15 protein-coding genes and 1 pseudogene are annotated in these 20,686 nt (G+C 72.0%); 11 read left to right on the top strand and 5 right to left on the bottom strand.

Translation table 11 applies throughout. The features are described from left to right. Nucleotides 1–172 precede the first annotated feature (172 nt). The 5 genes and pseudogenes from V2J85_RS25405 (at nucleotide 173) to V2J85_RS25385 (ending at nucleotide 7,617) form a co-directional block, all read left to right on the top strand. Entirely contained in the window at nucleotides 173–2,173 is a 2,001-nt protein-coding gene (locus V2J85_RS25405; protein WP_330822815.1) for a glycogen debranching N-terminal domain-containing protein, read from the top strand. Between the two features lie 47 nt (nucleotides 2,174–2,220). Continuing rightward, nucleotides 2,221–2,986 (top strand): annotated as a pseudogene (locus V2J85_RS25400) (NUDIX hydrolase). Nucleotides 2,987–3,716: 730 nt separating this feature from the next. After that, nucleotides 3,717–4,718: a FadR/GntR family transcriptional regulator gene (locus V2J85_RS25395; protein WP_330822814.1), complete on the top strand. Its 1,002-nt coding sequence runs from the start codon at nucleotides 3,717–3,719 to the stop codon at nucleotides 4,716–4,718. Nucleotides 4,719–5,113: 395 nt separating this feature from the next. Continuing rightward, on the top strand, nucleotides 5,114–6,667 hold the full coding sequence (locus tag V2J85_RS25390; protein ID WP_261955295.1) for an RNA polymerase sigma factor: 1,554 nt from the start codon (nucleotides 5,114–5,116) through the stop codon (nucleotides 6,665–6,667). A 140-nt stretch (nucleotides 6,668–6,807) separates the two neighbouring features. Next, the gene (locus V2J85_RS25385) at nucleotides 6,808–7,617 is read left to right on the top strand and encodes a serine protease (protein ID WP_261955294.1); all 810 of its coding nucleotides are present in this window, start codon (nucleotides 6,808–6,810) and stop codon (nucleotides 7,615–7,617) included. Between the two features lie 126 nt (nucleotides 7,618–7,743). Here V2J85_RS25385 and V2J85_RS25380 read toward each other — a convergent pair whose 3' ends face one another. Next, nucleotides 7,744–7,974 (bottom strand): DUF7455 domain-containing protein, encoded by a 231-nt coding sequence (locus V2J85_RS25380; protein WP_030412880.1) that lies wholly within the window; start codon nucleotides 7,972–7,974, stop codon nucleotides 7,744–7,746. Between the two features lie 444 nt (nucleotides 7,975–8,418). Between V2J85_RS25380 and V2J85_RS25375 the strand changes: the two genes are divergently transcribed. The 6 genes from V2J85_RS25375 to V2J85_RS25350 all read left to right on the top strand — a co-directional run bounded on the left by V2J85_RS25375 (nucleotide 8,419) and on the right by V2J85_RS25350 (nucleotide 15,291). Next, complete coding sequence (locus V2J85_RS25375; RefSeq protein WP_261955293.1) at nucleotides 8,419–10,539, top strand: DNA gyrase/topoisomerase IV subunit B; 2,121 nt, start codon at nucleotides 8,419–8,421, stop codon at nucleotides 10,537–10,539. Nucleotides 10,540–10,696: 157 nt separating this feature from the next. Beyond that, complete coding sequence (locus tag V2J85_RS25370; protein ID WP_330822813.1) at nucleotides 10,697–11,185, top strand: DUF1453 domain-containing protein; 489 nt, start codon at nucleotides 10,697–10,699, stop codon at nucleotides 11,183–11,185. Between the two features lie 103 nt (nucleotides 11,186–11,288). After that, nucleotides 11,289–12,398, top strand: a complete 1,110-nt coding sequence (locus tag V2J85_RS25365; RefSeq protein ID WP_419836836.1) for a sensor histidine kinase — start codon at nucleotides 11,289–11,291, stop codon at nucleotides 12,396–12,398. Continuing rightward, nucleotides 12,395–13,069, top strand: a complete 675-nt coding sequence (locus tag V2J85_RS25360; RefSeq protein WP_330822811.1) for a response regulator transcription factor — start codon at nucleotides 12,395–12,397, stop codon at nucleotides 13,067–13,069. Before V2J85_RS25365 ends, V2J85_RS25360 begins: the two co-directional genes overlap by 4 nt. Nucleotides 13,070–13,186: 117 nt before the next feature. Then, nucleotides 13,187–13,690 carry a DUF485 domain-containing protein gene (locus V2J85_RS25355; RefSeq protein ID WP_330822810.1) on the top strand — a complete coding sequence of 168 codons (504 nt, stop codon included), beginning with the start codon at nucleotides 13,187–13,189 and terminating at the stop codon, nucleotides 13,688–13,690. Beyond that, complete coding sequence (locus V2J85_RS25350; protein ID WP_330822809.1) at nucleotides 13,687–15,291, top strand: solute symporter family protein; 1,605 nt, start codon at nucleotides 13,687–13,689, stop codon at nucleotides 15,289–15,291. Before V2J85_RS25355 ends, V2J85_RS25350 begins: the two co-directional genes overlap by 4 nt. A gap of 13 nt (nucleotides 15,292–15,304) precedes the next feature. Here V2J85_RS25350 and V2J85_RS25345 read toward each other — a convergent pair whose 3' ends face one another. The 4 genes from V2J85_RS25345 to V2J85_RS25330 form a co-directional block, all read right to left on the bottom strand. After that, on the bottom strand, nucleotides 15,305–15,979 hold the full coding sequence (locus V2J85_RS25345; protein ID WP_261955287.1) for a DUF7342 family protein: 675 nt from the start codon (nucleotides 15,977–15,979) through the stop codon (nucleotides 15,305–15,307). Further along, entirely contained in the window at nucleotides 15,976–17,595 is a 1,620-nt protein-coding gene (locus V2J85_RS25340) for a sensor histidine kinase (RefSeq protein ID WP_330822859.1), read from the bottom strand. The genes V2J85_RS25345 and V2J85_RS25340 overlap by 4 nt, the downstream gene beginning before the upstream one ends. Nucleotides 17,596–18,094: 499 nt before the next feature. Continuing rightward, nucleotides 18,095–19,039, bottom strand: a complete 945-nt coding sequence (locus V2J85_RS25335; RefSeq protein WP_330822807.1) for a sucrase ferredoxin — start codon at nucleotides 19,037–19,039, stop codon at nucleotides 18,095–18,097. A gap of 358 nt (nucleotides 19,040–19,397) precedes the next feature. Continuing rightward, complete coding sequence (locus V2J85_RS25330; protein WP_330822806.1) at nucleotides 19,398–20,645, bottom strand: citrate synthase; 1,248 nt, start codon at nucleotides 20,643–20,645, stop codon at nucleotides 19,398–19,400. Nucleotides 20,646–20,686: the final 41 nt, after the last annotated feature.

Below are 20,686 nucleotides of genomic sequence, written 5' to 3'. Positions count from 1 at the left end.
GAGCGTTCACCTGTATGGCGCAGGCCGTACGAAGCCCCGACGTCACCAGGGAGCGCAGAGCGTGCCAGGCATCGTCCCCACTACCCAACCTGCCCGCCGGCCGTCCGAAGAACGGCGTCCGGCGCCGCCCCGGGCCCCTCAACCGCAGCCCGTCCACTCCTCGCTGGTCTGCGTGGCACTGCCGGCCCTGGCGGTGTCCCCCGCGTCGGGACAGCTGACCGGCCAGGGCCTGGAGGGCTTCTACCGGGACGGACGGCGGGTCCTGTCCCACTGCGAGCTGCGGGTCGCGGGCGGTGAACCGCTGGTCGTCCAGGGCCGGATGACCGCCGCCGACCGGGCCAGGTTCGTCGGCACGATCCGCAGAACCGGTGAACGGGGCCCGGACCCGGACATCCGCATGGAGCGGCTGCGGACGGCCGACGGCACCGAGCGGATCACCTTCCTCAGCAGCGCGACCCGGCCCGTCAGGCTGCCGGTCGAGATCCACCTGCAGACCGACCTGGCGGAGCTCGGAGCCGTCGCCGTCGGCCTGCCGGGCCCCGAGCTGCGCGCCGCCGTCCACGGCTCCGGCCTCCGCTGGTCCGGTCCGGGAGTCCACGCGGTGGTGACCGCCGATCCGCCGCCCGAGGACGCCCTGGCCTCGGCCGGGCTGCTGCGCTGGGACCTCGAACTCCCGGCCGGCGGCCGCCGCACCATCGAGCTGCGCGCCGTACTGGAGCAGACGACCGGACCGGGGCCCGGCCCCACCGGGCACCGTCGCGCCGGGGACGCCCGCATCCCCGGGCCGCGGAGCGGCACCTTCACGCCGCGCACCCGTGCAGACCGGCCGCCCCGCTCCTGGTCTGACGCCCGGCTGGAGTGCGACGACCACCGGGCCGACGCCCTCATGGCGGCCGGCCTGGACGATCTGTACGGCCTGGCGATGCGGGACCCGGCTGCGCCCGCGGACGTCTATCTGGCGGGCGGCTTCCCGTGGCGCTGCGGGCTGGCACCGGCCGAGGCGCTGTGGGCCGCCAGAATGCTGCTGCCCTTGGGCACCCGGCTCGCCGCGGGCACCCTGAGGGCGCTCGCCCGTAGCCAACAGGCCGCACCAGGGCCGGATTTCGGCCGAATTCCGGGAGCCCTGCGGGACGCGGGACCGCACGCCCCGCCGAGCTGCACGGGTATCGAGGCGACCCTGCTGTTCCCCGCCGTGCTCGCGGAGGCGCGCCGCTGGGGACTGCCCGAGCCGGAGACCGCACGGCTGCTGCCCGCCGCGGAACGGTGTCTGAGATGGCTGCGGATCGTCTCCGACCCGGTGGGCCGCGCCCGCGGCGGCTACATCCCCGATCCGGCTCCCGGCGGGCCGTACCGCTGCGAGACCCAGGCCCACGCCCATCGGGCCGCCCTGCTGGGCGCGGATCTCCTCGACGCCTGCGGATCCGCCGACGCCGCGGCCCTTCGCGAGTGGGCCGCGGACCTGCGCGCCCGGTTCCGCCGGGACTTCTGGCTGGAGGACCGGGCCGGCGGCCGCCCCGCCGCGCTGCTCACCGCCGACGGCCGGCCCGTCCCGTACCTGGGTTCCACCGCCGCCCACCTCCTCGACACCGGACTGCTCGGCGGTGGTGCCCTCGCACCCGGCCTGCTGGACGCGGCCCAGACGGACCAGCTGGCCAGGCTGCTGAGCGGGCCGTCCATGGACTCCGGGTGGGGGCTGCGCGGACTGGGGGCCAAGGAGAGCGGCTACAACCCGTTCGGCCACCGCAGCGGTGCGGTGCGCGTCCACGAGTCGGCGATCGCCGCCGCCGGACTGGCCGCGGCCGGCCACGAGCGCGCCGCCGCAGCCCTGACCCGCGGCGTCCTCGACGCGGCGGAGAGCTTCGGGCACCGCCTCCCGGAGATGTACGCGGGGGAGCAGCGCACGGCCGACGGAGCCCCCGTGCCGCACCCGGCGGCCTGCCGCCCGGCAGCGGTGTCGGCGGCCGGCGCGGTGCACATACTGCTCGCCCTCGCCGGTCTGCGCCCCGATGTCCCGGCCGGCACGGTGTCCGTGCGGCCGCTCGGCACGGCCCCGCTCGGCGCGATGCAGCTCACCGGGCTGAGCGTCGCCGAGCAGCCGTTCGCCGTACGGATCAGCAGACTCGGCATGGGCATGGTGGAAGCGGCCGCGGAGGGTCTGCAACTGCGTTCGTGAGGTACTGCGGGCCTGTTTATCGTCAGGCGGACGACTATGATCACGCCATGCCTCCCTACGACCCGTCGGCCTTCCCGCCCTTCGCTGTCACCGTCGACCTGGTCGTGCTCACCGTGCGCCGCCACGCCCTCTGCGCACTGGCCGTGCGCCGCGGTGAGCCGCCGTTCCAGGGACGCTGGGCGCTGCCCGGCGGATTCGTCCGGGCCGACGAGGACCTCGAGGCAGCGGCCGCCCGCGAGCTGGCCGAGGAGACCGGTCTGCACGCCCAGACCCCGACGGGTCCGACGCCCGTGTACGGCGCCCATCTGGAACAGCTCGCCACCTACGGCGATCCGAAGCGGGACCCCCGGATGCGGGTCGTCAGCGTCGCGCATCTGGTCCTCGCACCGGACCTGCCCGCTCCCACGGCCGGCGGTGACGCCCGCAGTGCCCGCTGGGCACCGGTCGAGACCCTGCTGGAGCCGGACGACACCCATGCCCGCGAGGGCGAGCTGGCGGCCCCCCCTCGCCTTCGACCATGCCCAGATCCTCACCGACGGGGTGGAGCGGGCCCGCTCGAAGATCGAGTACTCCTCGCTCGCCACGGCCTTCTGCCCGCCGGAGTTCACGGTGGGGGAGCTGCGCCGGGTCTACGAAGCCGTGTGGGGGGTCGCCCTCGACCCCCGGAACTTCCACCGGAAGGTGACCGGCACCCCGGGATTCCTGGTGCCGACGGGAGGCACCACGACGCGTCAGGGCGGCCGCCCCGCGCAGCTCTTCCGGGCCGGCGGCGCGACGCTGCTCAACCCGCCGATGCTGCGCCCCGAGGTCTGAGCACGGCCTTCGGCCTTCCCGGTGGGGACGGCCACGGGCCGCTGTTCTCTCCTGTGCCCGCACACCGCGGAAACCGACACGATTGAACAATTACGAGAAAATAGGACATATTCCGATACCTTGTCCGGGTCGGGCTACTCGTGTCGCCCGTGGTCGACGTTCAGCCGCTCACCTGCCTGCGGCTCGCCTCTCCCGGCGGGGCGGCTCCTGCGGTCATCGGATGCCGGCCGCGCCCCGGCCTGCATCGCGGCCTGCGTTGCGGCCGCCCGCATCGACGGCTTCGCCTCTCGATGTCGTCGCCCCGGGCGAGCATCTCAACTCACCTGCCGAGTAACGCCCGTGGCGCGGAGAGGTACGTGAGTCGAGGTGCGGAACGGGTCGACATCAGGTGTGGCAGATGCCCGTTGATACCGCTGTTCCGCGTGTGAAATTCCTTGATTTCGTGGAGTGGTTGCGCGGTGGCCGTCAAGTGGCGGTCCGGAATCGACCGCGACATATCGGTCGTGAGAAGTGGTTCGGCTCAATCCGCAGGCGGCGCACCGTTGTTGCAGGCAACCGGCTCTGGCCTGCGGTGATGTCGTCGTGGCGCGCTGCGACTCTCCGTTCCGGTCGAGTAAGGCGCCTGTTTTGACGCCCTGTTGTTGCGGATGCTGTCCGTAACTCGCCCTGGGTGGCGCATTTCCTTCCGATAAAGCGTCAATTCAGAGATGGGGGGCGATCACCCTTTCGTGTGCTTTTCACCAAAGACCTCAAGGGTGTTCAGGGTGTCGCCGACAAAGGATGCGTGAGTACCCTTGCGCACACCATGATGACCGCGGCTCGCCCCGGCGACACCGGCCTCGCAGGCCCGGGCGAGCTTGACCGCTACCCCTACGCCAACGCCGCCAACGCCGCGAACACCGGCAACACGGCCGGCCCGGAGCGTGCCGAGCGCGTTCCGCAGGTCTGGGACGGCTCCGAGGCGGAGATCGGCCGGGTCGGCCGGCGCGCGGCCGGCAGCCGCGGCCGCGGCCTGCACGGCCAACTCGTCCAACAGCTCGGCCAGATGATCGTCTCCGGTGATCTCGGCGCCGACCGTCCGCTCGTCCCCGAGGAGATCGGCCAGCGCTTCGAGGTCTCCCGCACCGTCGTCCGTGAGTCACTGCGCGTCCTCGAGGCCAAGGGGCTCGTGAGCGCGCGCCCCAACGTGGGCACCCGGGTGCGTCCGGTCAGCGACTGGAACCTCCTCGACCCCGACATCATCGAGTGGCGCGCCTACGGCCCGCAGCGTGACGACCAGCGCCGGGAGCTGTGCGAGCTGCGCTGGACGATCGAGCCGCTCGCCGCCCGCCTCGCCGCCGGGCACGGCCGGGAGGACATCCAGCAGCGGCTGGCCGACATGGTCGAGATCATGGGCCACTCCGCGGCCCAGGGCGACACCATGACCTTCGCCCGCGCCGACGCCGAGTTCCACTCCCTGCTGCTCCAGCTCGCCGGCAACCGCATGCTGGAGCACCTCTCCGGCATCGTCTCCGCCGCCCTGCACGTCTCCGGCGGATCCGGCGGCGGCTGTGAGCGGCCGGTCGAGACGTCCGTGGGCCAGCACATGCGGGTGGTCGACGCCATCGGCTCCGGCGATGCCACGGCGGCCGAATCCGCGATGCGCCAGCTCCTCGCCGCCCATGGCGAGGCGGCCGGCCAGGGCTCCGGGACGCCCGTGGACCACGTCGTCCCCGCGCCCCGCGAGCACTGAAGGCCGTACCCGACCGCGTACGGAACGTAGGCGCCGCGCGGCCCCGTGCCCTGCGTACCCCTCGGGCGGGGCACGCCGTACGCGGCGAAGGCGCACGCGCTCGCCGGATCCGGGGCGTCGACCGGATCCGGCGGCAGATCTCGGGAGGATTGCATGTCATATGACAGGGAATGGGTCGTTATGGGGTGTGACTCGGGCCACGCAGATTGGGCGTAACGCTCTCCCGGGAAGCGCGATGACTTAAGAGGTGATAGCCGAGGAGGGAATACGAGCGGCGTTCGTGACGCTGTTCAACTCCCCGGTTGCCCCTGCGCCGTCGGTCCATCCCCACCGACGGTCGTCGGCTCCGATCCACACTGGACGGGGTCGGAAGCCGTTTCCATCGTTCCGAGAGGTTGTTCGTGTCGGCCAGCACATCCCGTACGCTCCCGCCGGAGATCGCCGAGTCCGAGTCTGTGATGGCGCTCATCGAGCGGGGAAAGGCAGATGGGCAGATCGCCGGCGATGACGTGCGTCGGGCCTTCGAGGCTGACCAGATTCCGCCAACCCAGTGGAAGAACGTTCTGCGCAGCCTCAACCAGATCCTCGACGAGGAGGGTGTGACGCTGATGGTCAGTGCCGCAGAGGCGCCCAAGCGCACCCGCAAGAGCGTCGCAGCGAAGAGTCCGGCGAAGCGCACCGCCACCAAGACCGTCGCGGCCAAGACCGCCACGGTCAAGAAGACCACCGCCGCCGCCCCCGCCCCCGTGGCGGACCCGGCCGGTGAGTCCGAGTCCGCGCCTGCGAAGAAGGCAGCGGCGAAGAAGACGACCGCCAAGAAGACGGTCGCGAAGAAGACCACGGCCAAGAAGGCCACCGCGAAGAAGACCGCGTCCAAGAAGGACGTCGACGAGCTCCTCGACGACGAGGTGACCGAGGAGACCCCGACGCCCGGCAAGGGCGAGGGCCCCGAGGGCGCCGACACCCCGGAGAACGCCGGCTTCGTCCTGTCCGACGACGACGAGGACGACGCCCCCGCTCAGCAGGTCGCCGCGGCCGGCGCCACCGCCGACCCGGTCAAGGACTACCTCAAGCAGATCGGTAAGGTCCCCCTCCTCAACGCCGAGCAGGAGGTCGAGCTCGCCAAGCGCATCGAGGCGGGCCTGTTCGCCGAGGACAAGCTGGCGAACTCCGACAAGCTCGCGCCGAAGCTCAAGCGTGAGCTGGAGATCATCGCCGAGGACGGCCGCCGGGCGAAGAACCACCTCCTGGAGGCCAACCTCCGTCTGGTGGTCTCCCTGGCCAAGCGCTACACCGGCCGCGGCATGCTCTTCCTGGACCTGATCCAGGAGGGCAACCTCGGTCTGATCCGTGCGGTCGAGAAGTTCGACTACACCAAGGGCTACAAGTTCTCGACCTACGCGACGTGGTGGATCCGCCAGGCCATCACCCGCGCCATGGCCGACCAGGCCCGTACGATCCGTATCCCCGTCCACATGGTCGAGGTCATCAACAAGCTGGCCCGCGTCCAGCGCCAGATGCTCCAGGACCTGGGCCGCGAGCCCACCCCGGAGGAGCTGGCCAAGGAACTCGACATGACCCCCGAGAAGGTCATCGAGGTCCAGAAGTACGGCCGCGAGCCGATCTCGCTGCACACCCCGCTGGGCGAGGACGGCGACAGCGAGTTCGGTGACCTGATCGAGGACTCCGAGGCTGTCGTGCCCGCCGATGCAGTGAGTTTCACGCTCCTGCAGGAGCAGCTGCACTCGGTTCTGGACACACTCTCGGAGCGGGAGGCCGGCGTCGTGTCCATGCGCTTCGGTCTCACCGACGGCCAGCCGAAGACGCTGGACGAGATCGGCAAGGTCTACGGCGTCACGCGTGAGCGGATCCGTCAGATCGAGTCGAAGACGATGTCGAAGCTGCGTCACCCGTCGCGCTCCCAGGTGCTGCGGGACTACCTCGACTAGTCGAACCGCCCGGCCCGTACAGCGCCGTGAGCCCGGTCTCTCCAATGGGGAGGGGCCGGGCTCGCCGCCGTCCGGGTGCGCGGCGCAGCCGTTTGGGTCACTCTGGGTGGGCGACAGCTGTCCCACAGTCAGGAGTCCGTATGCGTCCGACCGCAGGCGCCGTTCTCGGAGCCCTCGCACTGGTCCTCACCCTGCCGGTGCCGGCGGCCGCGGACGAGTCGGTGATCGGCGGGAAGCCCGCGCAACTGTCCCAGAGCCCCTGGGCGGTGGCGCTGGCCTCCCATCAGCGCTTCGGGGCCCAGCGCTCCGGTCAGTTCTGCGGTGGGGTGCTGGTGGGGCACTCCACGGTCGTGACGGCCGCGCACTGTCTGGGCAAGGAGGTGCTGGGCGTCCCCTGGCAGCAGGTCCGGGACCTGCGCATCGTGATCGGGCGCGACAACCTCACCGGCGGCGGGGGGCAGGAGGTCAAGCCGGCGAAGGTCTGGGTGAACCCCCGCTATGACAGCTGGACCAATGAGGGCGACATGGCCGTCCTCACGCTCCCGAGGCCGGTACGGAACCGGACCATCCCGATAGCGGGGCGGAACGACCGGGCCTACCGGCCGGGCAGCCGGGCCACGGTCTACGGATGGGGAGACACCACGGGCGAGGGCCGCTACGCGTCACGGTTGCGCTCGGCGCATGTCAACGTGCTGCGCGACGCGGTCTGCACCCGGGCCTATCCGGGCACCGCGGACGGAACGTACCGGTCCCGTTCCATGCTGTGTGCGGGGGAGCCGGCCGGCGGGCGGGACGCCTGCCAGGGCGACAGCGGCGGACCGCTGGTCGTCCACGGGCGCCTGGTGGGGCTGGTGTCCTGGGGGACCGGCTGTGGCCAGGCGGGGAGCCCGGGGGTCTACACCCGGGCCTCGGCGTTGCTTCCGGCGGTACTGGCGCATGGCGCGGGCTGAGGCGCCGCGGGGAGCCGGCGGAAAACCGGGGCGCGCGTACGAGTGCGGGCGGCCCCCCGGTGGTGCCGGGGTGACCGCCCGCCGCACGGCGCAGGGCCGCTGCTCGCTCGTCGTGGATGCGAAGTGTCAGCGTTCCTCATCGGACGCGGACGCCGGAGAAGCGTTCAGCCGCTCCGTCTCGTCCTGTATTTCCGCGGCGATCTTCTTGAGTTCTGGCTCGAACTTGCGACCGTGGTGGGCGCAGAAGAGCAGTTCTCCGCCGGACATCAGGACGACGCGCAGGTATGCCTGGGCGCCGCAGCGGTCGCAGCGGTCAGCGGCCGTCAGCGGGCTCGCGGGTGTCAGAACAGTAGTCACGTCGCCTCTTCTCTAGCTCGACGAGCTGTCGTACCAGGGTCAACATCCAACCAGGCCGAAAACGTTCCCGCTCGTGCCTTTTCCTCGAAAAAAATTCTTCGAGGGGGCCGGGTGCTGCCGGGTGGCGGCGAATGAGCCGTATTGCTTGGTGGTCTGATTCACGTTGGGTGCTGGGTCTGTCCCCCCGGCTGGCTTGCCGGTTGTTGATGAGGACGTGCCCGGAGCCTAAATGGTTCATGCCTCGAAGGGAACGTGATGTGCACGTCACTCGGACGTCACCCCAACGAGCGATCGAACGCACGAGCGAAATTCTACTACCATGAGCATGCTTACGGGTGGCGTCACATCGGCTCTACCAGGCCTCGGTACCCTCTGACCGGCGACACCGCCACAACCGAGTCCGCGGAATGCGGACTGCCAGAAATTCAGCGAGGAGCGAACCGCGTGACCGCCGAGATGTCCGTGCCGTCCACCGCAGTGCTGACCGGGGCAGACCGGGACGGTTCCAACTACACCGCGCGGCATCTGCTCGTCCTGGAGGGCCTCGAAGCGGTCCGCAAGCGCCCCGGCATGTACATCGGCTCCACGGACAGCCGCGGTCTGATGCACTGCCTCTGGGAGATCATCGACAACTCCGTCGACGAGGCGCTCGGCGGCTACTGCGACCACATCGAGGTGGTCCTCCACGACGACGGGTCCGTGGAGGTGCGCGACAACGGCCGCGGCATCCCCGTGGACGTCGAGCCCAAGACCGGGCTGAGCGGCGTCGAGGTCGTGATGACCAAGCTGCACGCCGGCGGAAAGTTCGGCGGCGGCTCGTACGCGGCCTCCGGCGGTCTGCACGGCGTCGGCGCCTCGGTCGTCAACGCCCTCTCCGCCCGGCTCGACGTCGAGGTCGACCGCAACAGCAAGACGCACTCGATCAGCTTCCGCCGCGGCGTCCCCGGGATCTTCACGGAATCGGGCCCGGACGCCCCGTTCGACCCGGCCAACGGCCTGCACAAGGGCAAGCGGATCGCCAAGACGAAGACCGGCACCCGCGTCCGTTACTGGGCCGATCGGCAGATCTTCCTCAAGGACGCCAAGCTCTCCCTGGAGACGCTGTACGCCCGCGCCCGCCAGACCGCCTTCCTCGTCCCGGGCCTCACCCTGGTCGTCCGCGACGAGCGCGGCCTCGACGGAGCAGGCAAGACGGAGGAGACCTTCCACTACGACGGCGGCATCAGCGAGTTCTGCGAGTACCTGGCGCAGGACAAGGCGGTGTGCGACGTCCTGCGGCTCAGCGGGCAGGGCACGTTCAAGGAGACCGTGCCGGTCCTCGACGACCGCGGTCACATGACCCCCACCGAAGTCACCCGCGAACTGGGCGTCGACATCGCGCTGCGCTGGGGCACCGGCTACGACGCCACGCTCCGGTCGTTCGTCAACATCATCGCCACCCCCAAGGGCGGCACCCACGTCTCCGGCTTCGAGCGCGCGGTCACCAAGACGGTCAACGAGGTCCTGCGGTCGAGCAAGCTGCTCCGTGTCGCCGAGGACGACGTCGTCAAGGACGACGCCATGGAGGGCCTGACGGCGGTCGTGACCGTACGCCTCGCCGAGCCGCAGTTCGAGGGCCAGACCAAGGAGGTGCTCGGCACCTCGGCCGCCTCCCGGATCGTCGCCCAGGTGGTGAGCCGGGAGCTGAAGGCGTTCCTGACGTCCACGAAGCGGGACGCCAAGCAGCAGGCGCGCGCCGTCCTGGAGAAGGTCGTCGCCGCGGCCCGCACCCGCATCGCCGCGCGCCAGCACAAGGAGGCGCAGCGGCGGAAGACGGCGCTGGAGTCCTCCTCGCTGCCGGCCAAGCTCGCGGACTGCCGCAGCGACGACGTCGACCGCAGCGAGCTGTTCATCGTCGAGGGCGACTCCGCGCTGGGCACCGCGAAGCTGGCCCGGAATTCCGAGTTCCAGGCGCTGCTCCCGATCCGCGGCAAGATCCTGAACGTCCAGAAGTCGTCGGTCTCGGACATGCTCAAGAACGCCGAGTGCGGCGCCATCATCCAGGTCATAGGGGCCGGTTCCGGCCGCACCTTCGACATCGACGCGGCCCGCTACGGCAAGGTCATCTTCCTGGCCGACGCCGATGTCGACGGCGCCCACATCCGCATCCTGCTGCTGACCCTCTTCCAGCGCTACATGCGTCCGATGGTCGAGCAGGGCCGGGTCTTCGCCGCCGTGCCGCCGCTGCACCGCATCGAGCTGACCAACCCAAAAAAGGGGCAGGACAAGTACATCTACACCTACTCCGACAACGAGCTGCGCCAGACCCTGCTGGAGCTCCAGCGCAAGAACGTCCGCTACAAGGACAGCATCCAGCGCTACAAGGGTCTGGGTGAGATGGACGCCGACCAGCTCGCCGAGACGACCATGGACCCGCGCCACCGCACCCTGCGCCGGATCAACATCAGCGACCTGGAGGCGGCGGAGAAGACCTTCGACCTCCTGATGGGCAACGAGGTCGCCCCCCGCAAGGAGTTCATCACCAACTCCGCGGCCACGCTGGACCGTTCCCGGATCGACACCTGAGCGCTCCCTGAGCCCGGGCGGGCGTCTCTCCACCCCAGGGTGGAGCGGCGCCCGCCGCGCTTTCCACCCGCGCCCCACCCTGGCTCCGATCCGCGCGGCGGCCACTCTCCGTAGCGTCGGGGACGTCGGAAAATCCCGTCTCCCGGAGGCTCAGGTCATGAGCGGCCTGCTCAACATCGTGGCGATCGCCGCGGCTGTCGTGTTCGTGTTCATCAAGCAGTTCAGCGCCCAGCGCATCACGTCCGAGGGCAAGAAGTGGTGGCTGATCCCCGCCGTCCTGGCCTTCCTGGCGGTGCGCGACCCCGGCCTCCTGGACCCCGCCCACCGGACCGCGTCCACCGTCCTGCTGGCCGTGGGGCTCCTGATAGGGCTGGGCTGCGGTGCGGGCTGGGCCTGGACGACGCGCATCTGGACGGACGCGGACGGGGTGGTGTGGACCAAGGGCAGCTGGGCGGCGGCCGGCGTGTGGCTCTGCGCCATGGTGCTGCGCGGCGGCCTGATGGCCATCGCCGCGGTCATGGGCGTCCATCAGGGCACCCCGGCGATCATGCTCTCGGTCGCCGGCATGCTGCTCACCCGGACCGGGGTCACCACCTGGCGGGCCCAGGCCTTCCAGCGGACGTACGGTGTCCCTGTCGCGGGCTGAGGCCACGGCGCGCCCGATACCGCCACCCACCGACCGAGGACCGTACGTGCTGCCCCCTTCCTTGACGAGCTGGCCCCTGCGGGAGTCGCTGTCCCGGGAAGGCATGAGCGGCGCCCGGTTGTGGATCGGCCGGTCGGTGCGCGTCCTGGTCGTCGCGGGGCTGACGTGGTCCACCGTGGCCGGGCCGCACTTCCGAGGCTGGGCACTGGTGGCGGCGCTCGCGGGGGTCGCCACCACGCTCGTGGTGTTCCGCGCCTTCTTCCGCGTGACGCGCGAGCGCCTTCTCTGGCCGTCCGTCGGCCTGTTGCTCGTCCTGGAGGCCGCGGCCTTCGGCTTCTCCTTCGCCGGTGCCCGGACGCCGGCGATCGTCCTGTGGTGCGCTTGTGCCATCACCGCGATGGAGCGGCTGCCGCTGGCCGTCGGCCTGCTGTGCTCGTCGGCCGCGCTCGCCGCGTACGCCGTGATGAACACCGACAGCTGGCTGACGACCACCACGACCACCGCGGGCCTGGCCCTGGCCGGCTACGTCATCCGCCTCGACGCCGAGGCGCGCGGTAACGCCCAGCGGCTGCTGACCCAGGAGCGGGCGGCCCGCAAGGCCGAGGCGGAGTCGGCGGCACTGGCCGAACGGGGCCGGATCGCGCGGGAGATCCACGACGTCCTCGCCCACAGCCTGAGCGCCCAGTTGGTGCATCTGGAGGCGGTGCGGCAACTGATCCAGCGCAGTCCCGACCTGGAGGCGGACCGCGCACAGCTCCTGGAGCGGGTCGTGGCGTGCCGGGGGATGGCCCGGGAAGGGCTTGAGGGCACCCGTGAGGCGCTTTCCGCCCTCCGCGGGGAGATGATCCCGGTCGAGGACCTCCTGCGCCGTCTGACGGCCGCTGAGGGCGCTCGGCTGGATGTGACGGGCGAGCCCCGTGTGCTGCCGGCCGAGGCGGGCCTCGCGGTCCGCAGAGTCGCCCAGGAGGCGCTCACGAACGTGCGCAAACACGCCCCGGGGGCGCGGGTGAGCGTGCGGCTGGACTACGGGGCGGACGACGTGGGGCTCGAAGTGCGGGACGACGGGGGCCGCGGGCGGTCCGCCGAACTCTCCGCGAGCGGTTCCGGGTACGGTCTGCTCGGGATGCGGGAGCGCGCCGAACTCCTCGGCGGAACGCTGGAGTCCGGCCCTGACGAGGAGGGTTTCGTGGTGCGGTTGCGGGTGCCCGCATGACGGCACGTACGGTGACGCGGGTCGTGGTCGCCGATGACCAGACGGTGGTGCGCGAGGGAATCGTGATGCTGCTGGGGCTGTTGCCGGGCATTGATGTCGTCGGTTCGGCGCCGGACGGCGAGGAGGCGGTCCAACTGGTCGCCCGTTACGCCCCGGACGTCGTCCTGATGGACCTGCGCATGCCCCGCTGCGACGGGGTCGAGGCCACCCGCCGGATCCGCGCGGAGCACCCCGGCACCCAGGTCGTGGTGCTCACCACCTACGCCGACGACGACTCGCTCTTCCCCGCCCTGCAGGCCGGCGCCCGCGGCTATCTGACCAAGGACGCGGACGGTGACGAGATCGTCCGCGCCATCGACGACGTGCTCTCCGGTGAGGCGGGCCTGTCGCCGAAGATCCAGCGCCGCCTCCTGGAGCGCTTCACCGAGCCCGCGCACACCGTGCCGCAGCCGCCGGCGGAGCCCCCGGACGGGCTCACCGCGCGCGAGGTGGAGGTGTTGCGGCTGGTCGCGGAGGGGCTGTCGAATCCGGAGATCGCCCGCACCCTGCACGTCTCCACGGCGACCGTGAAGACCCACATCAACAATCTCTTCGCCAAGGCGGGACTGCGCGACCGGGCTCAGGCGATCCACTACGCGTACCGCCACGGGCTCGCACAGCCGCCCGGGTAGTTCCTGGTGGTCCATCACCTGATGGGGTGAAGGGTCCGGAAGCCCACGTCCGGGATCTTCCTTTCTGTCCACCCTTGGGCGGCACGGACAACCAACCCGTGCACCAAGGAGAGTTCGGTGGACAAGCACGACGGCCGCTCGGCCGGTGAGCCCGGGGCCGTACGGCTCGACGACCCCTGGTACGACGCCCTCGCCCCCGGGTGGGCGGAAACGGCCGGTGCGGCGGACGCGGCGGGCCACGAAGGGGATGCCGGGGAGCCGCTGACCGTAGGAGGGCCGCGGGACAGCGGGATTCCCCCGGGCGAGATCTATCTGGCGGTGCACCGAAGTGGGGCGTTCCAGGAGGTGCGCCGCCGTTACCGGAGCTTCGTCGTCCCGGCCACTCTTGCCTTCCTGGTCTGGTACCTCGCCTATGTGGTGGCGGCGATCGCCGCGCCGGGGCTCATGGCCCGTCCGCTCGTCGGCGCCTTCAACGTCGCGATGGCCGCCGGGCTAGGCCAGTTCGCCACAACGTTTCTGCTCGCCTGGGCCTACATGCGGCACGCACGGCTGCGGCGGGACCGCGCGGCGCTGGAGATCCGCTGGGAAACCCAGGAACTGACCGGGGGGAACACGCGGTGACCGGCGGCCACGAGACCCTCGCCCTGACTCTGGTCAGCGCCTTCATCGCGCTCACCCTGGCGATCACCCTCTGGGCGGGACGCCGCAGGCGTGGCTCCGTGGAGGAGTTCTACGCCGGCGGGAGGCTCTTCTCCCCCATGGAGAATGGTTTCGCCATCGCGGGGGACTACATGTCCGCCGCGTCCTTCCTCGGCGTCACCGGGCTGATCGCCCTCTTCGGCTACGACGGACTGCTGTATTCGGTCGGCTTCCTCGTCGCCTGGCTGCTCGTGCTCTTCCTGGTGGCCGAACTCGTCCGGAACTGCGGGCGGTTCACCCTCGCCGATGTCGTCGCCGCACGGATGCGGGAGCGCCCCGTGCGGATCGCGGTCGGCGCCGCGTCCGTCACCGTGTCCGTGCTCTATCTGGTGGCGCAGATGGTCGGTGCCGGCAGTCTGGTGGCGCTTCTGCTCGGCGGCGCCGGACCGCAGGCCCGTACCTGGATGGTGATCGGCGTGGGCGCCCTCATGGTGGTCTACGTCGCCTTCGGCGGGATGCGGGCCACCACCTGGATCCAGGTGGTCAAGGCGGTGCTCCTCCTGGGCGGGGCCGTGGCCCTGACCGTCCTGGTGGTGATCCGGTTCCACGGGGACCTCGGCGCACTGCTGACCACCGCCGCCGAACGCAGCGGCCACGGACGGGCGTTCCTCGCGCCGGGTCTCAAATACGGCGGTGACTGGACCGCGCGGCTGGACTTCCTCAGCCTCGGCCTGGCGCTCGTCCTGGGGACGGCGGGGCTGCCGCACATCCTGTCGCGGTTCTACACCGTGCCCACGGCGCGGGCCGCCCGCCGTTCCGTCGGCTGGTCCATCGGGCTGATCGGCGGCTTCTACCTGATGACCGTCGTGCTCGGCTTCGGGGCCGCCGCCGTAGTGGGCAGCGATGCGGTCCGGGCCTCCAACCCGGCGGGCAACACCGCCGTTCCGCTGCTCGCCGTCGACCTGGGAGGCGGGGCGGGCTCCACCGGAGGAACGGTTCTGTTCGCCGTGGTGGCCGCGGTCGCCTTCGCCACCATCCTGGCCGTGGTCGCCGGCATCACCCTCGCCTCGTCGGCCTCCGTGGCCCACGACCTGTACGCCTCGCTGCGCCGCCCGCGCGGCACGGTACGGGACGCGCAGCGCCGCGAGGTGGCCGTGGCACGGCTCGCCGCGGTCGCGGTCGGAGCCGTCGCCATCGCCCTGGCGCTGCTCGCCCAGGACCTGAACATCGCCTTCCTGGTGGGCCTGGCCTTCGCGGTCGCCGCCTCGGCCAATGTGCCGGCCCTGCTCTACGCCCTGTTCTGGCGCCGCTTCACGACACGGGGGGCCGTCTGGTCCGTCTACGGCGGGCTGGTCCCCGCGCTCACCCTGGTGGTCCTCTCACCCGTGGTCTCCGGAGGCCCGGAATCCCTCTTCCCCCACCTGGACTTCGCCGTCTTCCCGCTGTCCAACCCGGGGGCCGTCTCGATCCCCTTGGGCTTCCTGATGGGCTGGCTGGGAACACTGCTCTCCCCGGAGGCCGCCGATCCGGCCCGGCACGCGGAGACGGAGGTACGGGCGCTCACCGGGGCGGGCGCGGTCTAGCCTCCGCCAGGGGTCAGACCCATTCGTAGCGGTGTTCCGGGCGGCCCGTCTCGCCGTACCGGAGGGTGAGGCGGATCCGGCCGGCGCGTTCCAGGAGCTTCAGATAGCGCTGGGCGGTCTGCCGGCTCAGTCCGGCCCGGTGGGCGACGTCCTGGGCCGAGAGCGGGGTGTCCGCGGAGCGCAGCACCGCGCGCACACGGTCGGCGGTGGCGGTGGAGTGCCCCTTGGGCAGCTCGGCGGGCCCGGCGTTGGCGGCGCCCAACGCGCCGAATAGCCGGTCGACTTCGGACTGCTCGGCCTGCCCGCCGCCGGCGAAGGTGCGGTGCAGCGCCGCATAGCCCTCCAGCTTGGAGCGCAGGCCAGCGAAGGTGAACGGCTTGACCAGGTACTGGAGCGCGCCGTGCCGCATCGCGGCCTGTACGGTCGCGATGTCGCGGGCCGCCGTCACCATGATCACGTCGGTGAAGAGGCCACGACGCCGTAGTTCGCCGACCAGTTGGAGGCCGGTCCGGTCGGGCAGGTAGTGGTCCAGCAGGATCAGCTCGACGGGATGTGTCTCCAGGGCGGCCAGGGCCTCCGCCGCCGTATGTGCGACACAACTGACCCGGAAACCCTGCACCTTGGCGACATAGGCGGCGTTGATCCGCGCGACCTGCGCATCGTCGTCCACGATCAGTACGTCGATCACCGGCCTGCCTCCGTGGCGTCCTCGGCGCGGCGCGCGCCCCCGGGGTCACCGGCCATCCCGGCCGGCTCGGGAAGCTCCTCGGAGAGGGCATCGGGGACCGTGACGGTGAACACGGCCCCGCCTCCTGGTCGTTCGTCCACCACGGCGCCGCCCCCGTAGCGCTCGGCGAGCCGGCGGACGAGCGCGAGTCCGATGCCGCGCTGCCCGTGGGCGGGCGGCTCCTTGGTGGTCCAGCCCTCGGTGAAGATCTCGGCCCGGCGCTCCTCGGGCACGCCCGGCCCGTTGTCGGCGACGCGCACGACGGCGGTCCGTCCCTCGGCCCGCACCTCCACCTCCACCTGGGCGTCGGGCGCGCCGGCAGTGGCGTCCAGGGCGTTGTCGACGAGATTGCCGAGGACGGTGACCAGGCTGTGCGGGTCGATCAGGCGGTCGGGCAGCCGGGTGCCGGACGCGATCCGCAGGGACACGCCCCGTTCGGCGGCGACGGTGGCCTTGCCCACCAGAAGGGCGGCCAGCAGCGGGTCGTGGATGCGCTCGGTGACCTGCTCCGCGGTGGCCCGGTGGACGCCCACAACGCGGGTCACGAACTCCACGGCCTCCTCGTGCAGCCCCAGTTCGAGCAGGCCCAGGAGAGTGTGCAGCCGGTTGGCGTGCTCGTGGTCCTGGGCCCGGAGGGCGTCGATGAGACCGCGGGTGCCGTCGAGTTCGCGGCCCAGCCGCTCCAGTTCCGTGCGGTCGCGCAGGGTGACCACCGCGCCGCCGTCGTCGGTCGGCATACGGTTCGCCACCAGCACCCGGTGCCCGCTGACCGCCAGCAGGTCGGCGCCCGAGACGCGGCCGGCCAGCACATCGGTCGTACGGCCCGGGGGAAGGGCGGCCTCCAGGGGGCGGCCGGTGTCCTCGGCGCGCAGATCGAGGAGGCGCTGCGCCTCGTCGTTCATCAGGCGGATCCGGCCCTGCCCGTCGAGCGCGACGAAGCCCTCCCGGATGCCGTGCAGCATCGCCTCCCGCTCGGCGAGCAGCGCGGAGATGTCGGAGAAGGCCAGGTCATGGGTGCGCCGCTGGAGACGGCGGGAGACGAGATAGGCGGCCAGTGCCCCGGCGGCGAGCGCCCCGCCCGCGTACGCGAGCAGTTGGGGCACGGTGGACAGCAGCCGCTCCTGCACGCTCTCGTACGCGATGCCGACCGAGACCGCGCCGACGACCTTGCCGTGCTCGTCCCGCAACGGGACCTTGCCGCGCGCGGAGCGGCCGAGGGTGCCCTCGTCGATCTGCATGACCTCACGGCCGGAGAGCGCGGCGCTCGGGTTGGTGGAGACGTGGCGCCCGATCTCGTCCGGATCGGTGTGGGACCAGCGCACCCCGCGCTTGTCCATGATCACGACGTACTCGGCGCCGGTGGCCGCGCGGATCCGTTCCGCCTCGTTCTGGACGGGGCCGTGCGGGCTCGGGCGGGACGCCTCCAGCGCGTCGTCGAGACGCGGTTCGGCGGCGGTGGTCTGGGCGATCGCGAGCGCCCGGCGCATCGCCTGGTCGTCCAGTTGGGCGCTGAGCGGGGCGAGGAACAGGCCGGTCGCCAGCGCGGTGACCCCCGTGGCGATGGCCAGCTGCATCATCAGCACCTGGGAGAAGACGCGCCGCGGCCAGCCCAGCCGGGGGCGTGTCAGGCGCGGTCCGGCCGTGGTGCGTGCCTTGGCAGCGCTGAGCGGGGCGGTCGCTTTTCTCGGGGCGGAGGCACCGGCGGGAAACCGTGCGGGGCCCGAGGGCTCTGTGGCGCTCGGGCGCGGAACCGACGCTTCCTTCTCGCCCATACGGACGAACAGTAAGCGGGCCGACCGCCGGGCCGGTAATCCCTGCGGCGAGGAATTCGGAGGGTGTCCGGGTGGCCACGCGCGGCGCGTCGGCCGGGACGCGACGGGAGCGACCGAGCGGGTTGACGGGAGCGGCCACGCGGGCTGTGGACGGCGAAGGACGGGTTCGCGGGGGTTATCCACAGGCCTTTCGGTCGCGGAGCGTGAGCGCTTACTCTCGCAGAGTCGTCACAGTCCGTGACGGTGTCGGAGCCGACGCGGCCGTGTCGGTGGCCGTGTCGGTGTCCGCGAAGTCGTGAAGGAGTCAGGCCGGATCTGCGGCGGTGAGCGAGATGACCGCCATCCGCGCCGGGGGAAGGAGGGGTGCCCCGCAGCTGGCCGGCGCGGGAGCGCCGTCGGTGCGCTGTTCGACGGTCACCTGCCAGGTCCGGCCGTCCGTGTGCGCGACCGTGACGCCCCAGGACGGTCCCGCACTGCCGGCCGGTGTGGCGTCGGGGGCGGGCGGCAGGGCCTCGACCCGTACGACGTCGAGGGCGTCCGCGCGGTCCTCATGGATCCGGGCACGGACCGCGAGGTCGGCCGCCTGGGCGGGGCGGTCCCAGGCCGAACGGCCACGGCAGTGCTCCAAGACGATCCGTCCACTGCGCGCCGCCTCCACGGCGGACTTGACCAGATGCGCCGAGGCACGGCCGTAGGCGTAACCGTAAGGAAGGAGAAAAAGGGTGGGGGAGAAGCGATGGCCGCCCAGGTGGGTGACCTCCCAGGTGTCGATTCCGGCGGCGGCGAGTTCCGCGGCCAGGGGTCGGCCGAGCAGGGCGCAGCAACGGTCCCGTTTGCCGTTGGTGCAGACGAGGACCAGCGGGTCGCCGGAGTGCGGTTCCCAGATGCCGTGGTGTTCGCCCGCGCCGAGGGCGGCGAAGTCCAGCCCGAGGGCGGCGCCGGGATCGGTGACGGTGGTCGTGCGGACCCAGGAGCGCCCCGGCGCGGTGTGCGCGAGGAAGAGCCGGCGGCGGGAGACGCCGTGGCAGTCGGCATGGCGGCCCGGGCGCCGGATCAGGGCGATGCGTACGCCGGTCCCGTCCGCCGCGGCGTTCAGGGCCCGGCCGAGTCCGGGGTCGAGGTGGCTGTCCGTGAGCGCCTTGGCTCCCCAGGGGCCGGTCTGCTCGATGAGCAACCAGGTGCGGGCGGTGGCCGAGGTCCCGGCGAGCGGTTCGGCCCCGTTACGGGAGGCAGTGGCGCAGGTACTCACGAAGGCGAGCCTAACCTCATGGTTCGGACGTCGGGCACGCCGGACCGCTCGTGCACCTGCGTGGAAGGCGCAGGAAACGGGAAGTGGCGTCGCGTCATGGCGGCGACGCGGGATCGCTCACGGATCGCCGGCGAGGGAACGACCGGCCACTCGCTCCCCGTCGCGGCAGGAACGCCGGACCGCTCGGGCCTGCTCAGGGCGGGTGAGCGAGATGGCTCGGGGCCGCTCATGGCCGACGCGCAAGAGGGCTCGGGCGTGCTCACGGCAGACGCACACGAGGGCTTGGGCCCGCTTACGGCCGACGCGCAGACCCGCTTCTGCCCGCTCAGGGAGGGCGCCCAAGGCGGCGTGGGCTCGCTCACGGCAGCGGCTGCGGGGGGCGTGGGCCGTGGTACTGGCCGCTGGGGCGCATACGCAGTGGGCGCTCGTCGAATTCCTCCAGGGCATGCGCGATCCAGCCGGCGGTGCGCGCGAGGGCGAAGACCGTTTCACCCGCCTCGGGCGGCATCCCCGCCGTGACGGTCAGCACGGCGAGTGCCAGGTCGACGTTGGCGTTGAGCTCCGTGTGGCGGGCCGTGGTGGTGACGACCTCGCGGGCGGCCCGCAGGGCGGGGGCTGCCTGCGGTACGTCCGCCAGCAGCCGGAAGAGGACGCCGGCGCGCGGGTCCTCACCCGGGTAGACGCGGTGGCCCAGGCCCGGTACCCGGCGCCCGGCCCGCAGATGGTCGGCCACGACGGCGGCCGCGCTGCCCCGGTCCAGGACCTCCAGCAGCATCCTGTGCGCCAGCCCGCTCGCGGCGCCGTGCAGCGGACCGTCCAGCGCCCCCAGGCCCGCCGAGACGATCGCGTACGGATGGGCGCGGGCGGAGGCCGCGACCCGGACCGCGAGCGTGGAGGCGGCGAGGTCGTGGTCGATGAGCAGGACCAGCGCGGCGTCCAGGACCCGCAGCGATGCGACGTCGGCCGGCTCCGCGGTCAGCCGGGACCAGAGCCGGGGGGCGAGCGGTCCGGTGGTGGAGGGTTCTTCACCCAGCGCCGGGAGGGCGTCGACGAGGGTCGGGATCAGGCTGCGAGCGGTGCCGAGGACGGCGTCCTCGGAGAGGTCGAACCGCAGCGGATCGGCGGCCGCGGCGGCGATCACCGCGACCCGCAGCCGGTCCATCGGCCCGCTGTGCGGCGGCAGCGCCCGTACGGCGCGGCAGGCCGCGGTTCGGGCGTCCTGCGGGGCGGTGAAGCGGATGCCGCGGCGCAGCACGCCGGTCCACAGCCACTCCGCGACCTCCTCGTAGCTGTAGTGGGCGGCGAGCTCCGCGGTGTCCACGCCACGGAAGTAGCAGTGGTCGCGGTCGATCAGTGTGATGCCGGTGCGGATCGCCAACTCGGCGCCGGCGGCGGGTGGTTCGCGGCGGCCGCTGCGGCGGGCCAGCGCGTCGACCTCCTTCGGGTCGAAGGTGCTGCCGCGGCTGCCCGGTTCCCGGTGGCTGGTCAGCTGACCGCGGCTGACGTACGCATAGACCGTCTCGGGCTTCACGCCGAGCCGGTCGGCCGCCTCCCGCGTGCTCAGCCGTCGCTCGCCGGTGTCCTGCGCCGTGTCGTGATCCGCCATGGGATCACCGTATCCAGCCCGTCCGTACCCGGACTCATCCA

The sequence above is a fragment of the Streptomyces bugieae genome (assembly GCF_036352915.1).
GTDB lineage: Bacteria > Actinomycetota > Actinomycetes > Streptomycetales > Streptomycetaceae > Streptomyces > Streptomyces endophytica.
Note: the sequence above shows the minus strand (reverse complement) of the source record. Positions and strands in the feature narration are given on the sequence as shown.